The organism is Geminicoccus flavidas (assembly GCF_009806515.1).
GTDB lineage: Bacteria > Pseudomonadota > Alphaproteobacteria > Geminicoccales > Geminicoccaceae > Geminicoccus > Geminicoccus flavidus.
This window is the reverse complement of record NZ_WUJP01000116.1, coordinates 1-4,360: the sequence shown is the minus strand read 5'-3', so window position 1 is coordinate 4,360 and position 4,360 is coordinate 1. Positions and strand designations below refer to the sequence as shown.

Below are 4,360 nucleotides of genomic sequence, written 5' to 3'. Positions count from 1 at the left end.
GCTGGATGCGGCCCTGGCCGAGCGCGACCCGCACCCGGTGCTCTATGCCGCCACCTTGCGCCTGGTCGATGCGCTGGGCAAGGACGAGGCCTGGCTGGCCGACTATGTCCGGTTCGAACTGGTGCTGCTGGCCGAGGCCGGGTTCGGTCTGGCGCTGGACCGCTGCGCGGTGTCCGGTGCCACGGAAGGCCTGGCCTATGTGTCGCCGCGCACCGGGGCCGCGGTGGCGGAGGCGGCGGCGGGCGACTGGGCGCCCCGGCTCCTGAAGCTGCCCCGTTTCCTCCTGGACGGCAGCCGTCCCGACCGGGCCGAGGTGGTGGACGGGCTGCGCCTCACCGGGCATTTTTTAGACCAGCGCCTGTTCGATGCGGTGAACCGGCCGCCACCCCAGGCGCGGCTGCGCCTCCTGGACCTGCTGGGCCCTGCAGCACCCGACGCACCGACCCGACCCGCCGACTGAGCGAAGCCCGCTCCCCTGACGAGACCGCGAGATTCATGACCCGCTCCGCCGCCCAGACTGAACAGATCGAATCGGTGCCGCTCGCCCAGGCCCTGTCTGAGCGCTACCTGGCCTACGCTCTATCGACCATCACCGCCCGCTCGCTTCCCGACGTCCGCGACGGGCTGAAGCCGGTGCAGCGCCGCCTGCTCTACGCCATGCTCCAGCTCCGCCTGGATCCCTCCGGCGGCTACAAGAAATGCGCCCGCGTGGTCGGCGACGTGATCGGCAAGTTCCACCCGCACGGCGACCAGTCGGTCTATGACGCCCTGGTCCGGCTCGCCCAGGACTTCGCTCAGCGCTATCCGCTCGTGGAAGGGCAGGGGAACTTCGGCAACATCGACGGCGATAACCCGGCGGCGATGCGCTACACCGAGAGCCGCCTCACCAAGTACGCCATGGCGCTGCTGGACGGGATCGACCAGGACACGGTGGACTTCCGGCCGACCTATGACGGCTCGGAAGAGGAGCCGGTGATCCTGCCGGCAGCCGTGCCGAACCTGCTGGCCAACGGTGCTACCGGGATCGCGGTCGGCATGGCCACCTCGATCCTGCCGCACAATGTCGGCGAGCTGTGCGAGGCACTCCTGTTCATGCTGAGCCGGCCGGCCGAGGCGCCGCTGCCGACCGCATCGGAGCTGATGAAGTTCGTGCCGGGGCCGGACCTGCCGACCGGCGGCATCCTGATCGACGGGCCGGCCACCATCCAGCAGGCCTATGCCACAGGCCGCGGCGGCTTCCGGCTGCGCGCCAGCTACCGGGTCGAGCAACTGCCGCTGGGGCAATACCGGATCATCGTCGACCAGATCCCCTACCAGGTGCAGAAGAGCCGGCTGATCGAGGACATCGCCGAGCAGCTCATCGCCAAGAAGCTGCCGCTCCTGGCCGACCTGCGCGACGAGTCGACCGACCAGATCCGCATCGTCCTGGTGCCGCGCGCCCGCACGGTCGAGCCGGAGCTGCTCATGGAGCAGCTGTTCCGCGCAACCGACCTGGAGGTGCGGCTGTCCTTGAACCTGAACGTGCTGGACGCCACCGGCACGCCCCGGGTGATGGGCCTGGCGGAAGCGCTGCAGTCCTGGCTCGACCACCGCATGGTGGTGCTGGAGCGTCGCTCCGCCTTCCGCCTGCGCAAGATCGACGACCGGCTGCACCTCCTGGAAGGCTACCTCAAGGCCTTCCTCGACATCGACGAGGTGATCCGGATCATCCGCGAGGAGGACGAGCCCAAGCCCGTGCTGATGCGGACCTTCGAGCTGTCGGAGATCCAGGCCGAGGCGATCCTGAACCTGCGCCTGCGCAACCTGCGCAAGCTCGAGGAGATGGAGCTGCGCCGCGAGCATGACCAGCTCGAGGCGGAGAAGGCCAAGCTGGTCAGGCTCCTGAGCGACCCAAAGCTGCGCCGCAAGGCACTGTCCGACGAGGTCAAGGCCAGCCGCAAGCAGTTCGCCGACCCGCGCCGTACTCAGTTCGGCACCGCACCGGTGATCGAGCCCGAGCGCTTCGAGGCGCAGGTCGAGCGCGTGCCGGTGACGATCCTGCTGTCCGAGCACAACTGGATCCGCACCGCGCGCGGCCATCAGCTCGATCTGGTCGAGCAGAAATACAAGGAGGGCGACGGGCCGCGCTTCGCGCTGGAGGCGCAGTCGACCGACCGCCTGCTGGTGTTCGCCGCGGACGGGCGGATGTTCACCGTGCCGGTCGACCGCCTGCCCGGCGGACGCGGCACCGGCGAGCCCTTGTCCCTGTTCGTCGACATCGCCAAGGGCGTGCCGATCGTCGATGCGGCAGTGCATCGCCCCGACGGGCGCCTCGTGGTCGCGACCGCGCGCGGGCGTGGCTTCGTGGTGGAGGAGAGCGCCATCGTCGCCGCGACCAAGGCCGGCAAGCAGGTGGTGGACCTGGACGCCGGCGACCAGCTCGTCAAGGTCGTGCCCGTCACCGCCGACCATCTGGCGGTGCTCGGTAGCCATCGTCGCCTCCTGGTGTTCCCGCTGGACCAGCTCAAGGTGCTGGGGCGCGGCAAGGGCGTGCAGCTCATGAAGCTGCACTCCGCCCTGGTGGCCGACATCGCCACGATCGATCCGTCCAAGGGCTTCACCTGGCAGACCGGCAGCCGCCAGCGGCGCGAGGAATGCACCAGCTGGATGGGCGAGCGCGCCCAGTCCGGCCGCAACACGCCGGTGGGCTTTCCCAAGGATCTTTCGTTCACACGCGCGTGATCGCGTGACGGAAATCGGCTAGCCGGCGTAACCTCTGAGGTAGAGGAGGAGGATCGCCATGCTGACCCGTTCGCGCAGGATCTGGGACGTGATCGACCACCGGGTGACCGGCGAGCACCTGGTGCTGAACCGGCGCCGACTGCTGGCGGGCCTGGGCCTGGGCAGCGCACTGGCCGTGCTGCCCGGGCGGCCGCGTGCCGCCGAGGAGCTGGCCGCACCCGAGCTCTATCCGGGCAGCCGCAATCCCGCCTATGTGCTCGACCGGCCGCTCACCGACGAGAGCATCGCCACGACCTACAACAATTTCTACGAGTTCGGCGGCAGCAAGAACATCGTCGATGCGGCGCAGGCCCTGACCATCCGGCCGTGGCTGGTCACGATCGACGGCATGGTCGAGACACCCCAGGAGCTCGAGCTGGAGGCGATCGTGCGGCGGCTGCCGATCGAAGAGCGGCTTTATCGCCATCGCTGCGTCGAGGCCTGGTCGATGGACGTGCCCTGGAGCGGCTTCCCGCTCAAGGCCCTGCTCGACCTGGCCCGCCCGCTGGGCAGCGCCAAGTATGTCCGCTTCGAGACCTTCCTGAACCCGGACGAGGCGCCCGAGCAGCAGCAGAGCTGGTATCCCTGGCCCTATGTGGAGGGCCTGACCGTGGCCGAGGCGGCCAACGAACTCGCCTTCATCGCGACCGGCATGTACGGCAAGCCGCTCAAGAAGCAGAACGGCGCGCCGATTCGGCTGGTCACTCCGTGGAAGTACGGGTTCAAGTCGATCAAGTCGATCCGGCGGATCACGCTCACCGATCAGCGGCCGGTCAGCTATTGGGAGGAACTCGGACCCTCTGAGTACGGCTTCTGGGCCAACGTCAATCCGGATGTGCCCCACCCGCGCTGGAGCCAAGCCTACGAGCGGCCGCTGGGTGATTTCAGTTCGGTGCCGACCCGCCTGTTCAACGGCTATGCCGAACAGGTAGCCGGGCTGTATGCGGGGCTGGAGGGGGAAGAACTCTACAAGTAGGTATTTCGCGCAGAAAGAGAAATCGCTGGAAAGGACTCGCGCATTCGAATCGAAGTGTCGTTGCTGCACTGCAGCAGGAATTTACGGTGGTTGCGGCGAATATTCGCTGCGCCGCAGCAATAAAATTTCGCACTGCAAAGACTGCACAAGAAGTTGCCGGAACGACCACGTACTGCTTGACGACCGGGTTCAGCCCATCGATAAAGTCAGACGTTATCCCAAAAAAAGTGGCCGGATCTTGCGACCCGGCCGAGTAGATCAGGGAGGCTAAATGCCTGGGAACGAACCGAAGTTCGGTCGGACCCAGCATGGCCGGATCCATCCAGCAGAGAGCTGAGCTCGATCTCCTGGGCAGCAGCGCATCCCAGGCGGTGCGTTGTTGCGTTGCAGAAGATAATAGCGATCGCGTCGCTTGCCTAGATCGGTTCGCGATGGGTGATGTGCACGTGACGCATGCCGCCCGTCACCTGTGATCAAAATATCAGCACGGGCCTCACCAGATCGGCTGCTCGGCGACCTTCTCCAGAAGGAAGTCGCGGAACACCGTCACCCGCTTGGAGGCACGCAGCTCCTCCGGATAGACGAAGTAGCAGGTGAACCCCGGACCCTCCAGGTCGGGCAGCA

The 4,360-nt window shown here is 67.1% G+C and carries 3 protein-coding genes and 1 pseudogene; 3 read left to right on the top strand and 1 reads right to left on the bottom strand.

The features are described 5' to 3' along the window. The 3 genes from recO to msrP all read left to right on the top strand — a co-directional run. On the top strand, nucleotides 1–460 hold a 460-nt coding region (gene recO / locus EQG76_RS03140; protein ID WP_159710540.1), incomplete at its 5' end, for a DNA repair protein RecO. Nucleotides 461–495: 35 nt separating this feature from the next. Next, entirely contained in the window at nucleotides 496–2,721 is a 2,226-nt protein-coding gene (parC, locus tag EQG76_RS03135) for a DNA topoisomerase IV subunit A (protein WP_159710538.1), read from the top strand. 58 nt (nucleotides 2,722–2,779) lie between these two features. Next, nucleotides 2,780–3,736: a protein-methionine-sulfoxide reductase catalytic subunit MsrP gene (msrP, locus tag EQG76_RS03130; protein ID WP_159710536.1), complete on the top strand. Its 957-nt coding sequence runs from the start codon at nucleotides 2,780–2,782 to the stop codon at nucleotides 3,734–3,736. 493 nt (nucleotides 3,737–4,229) lie between these two features. On the opposite strand, the pseudogene EQG76_RS33260 reads toward msrP, so the two are convergent. Further along, a pseudogene (locus EQG76_RS33260) lies at nucleotides 4,230–4,360 on the bottom strand (LysR family transcriptional regulator); the annotation flags it as partial.

Excerpts from the sequence above, each read along its gene's own strand:
- msrP (WP_159710536.1), top strand. The coding sequence starts at position 2,780 with ATGCTGACCCGTTCGCGCAGGATCTGGGACGTGATCGACCACCGGGTG.
- parC (WP_159710538.1), top strand. The coding sequence starts at position 496 with ATGACCCGCTCCGCCGCCCAGACTGAACAGATCGAATCGGTGCCGCTC.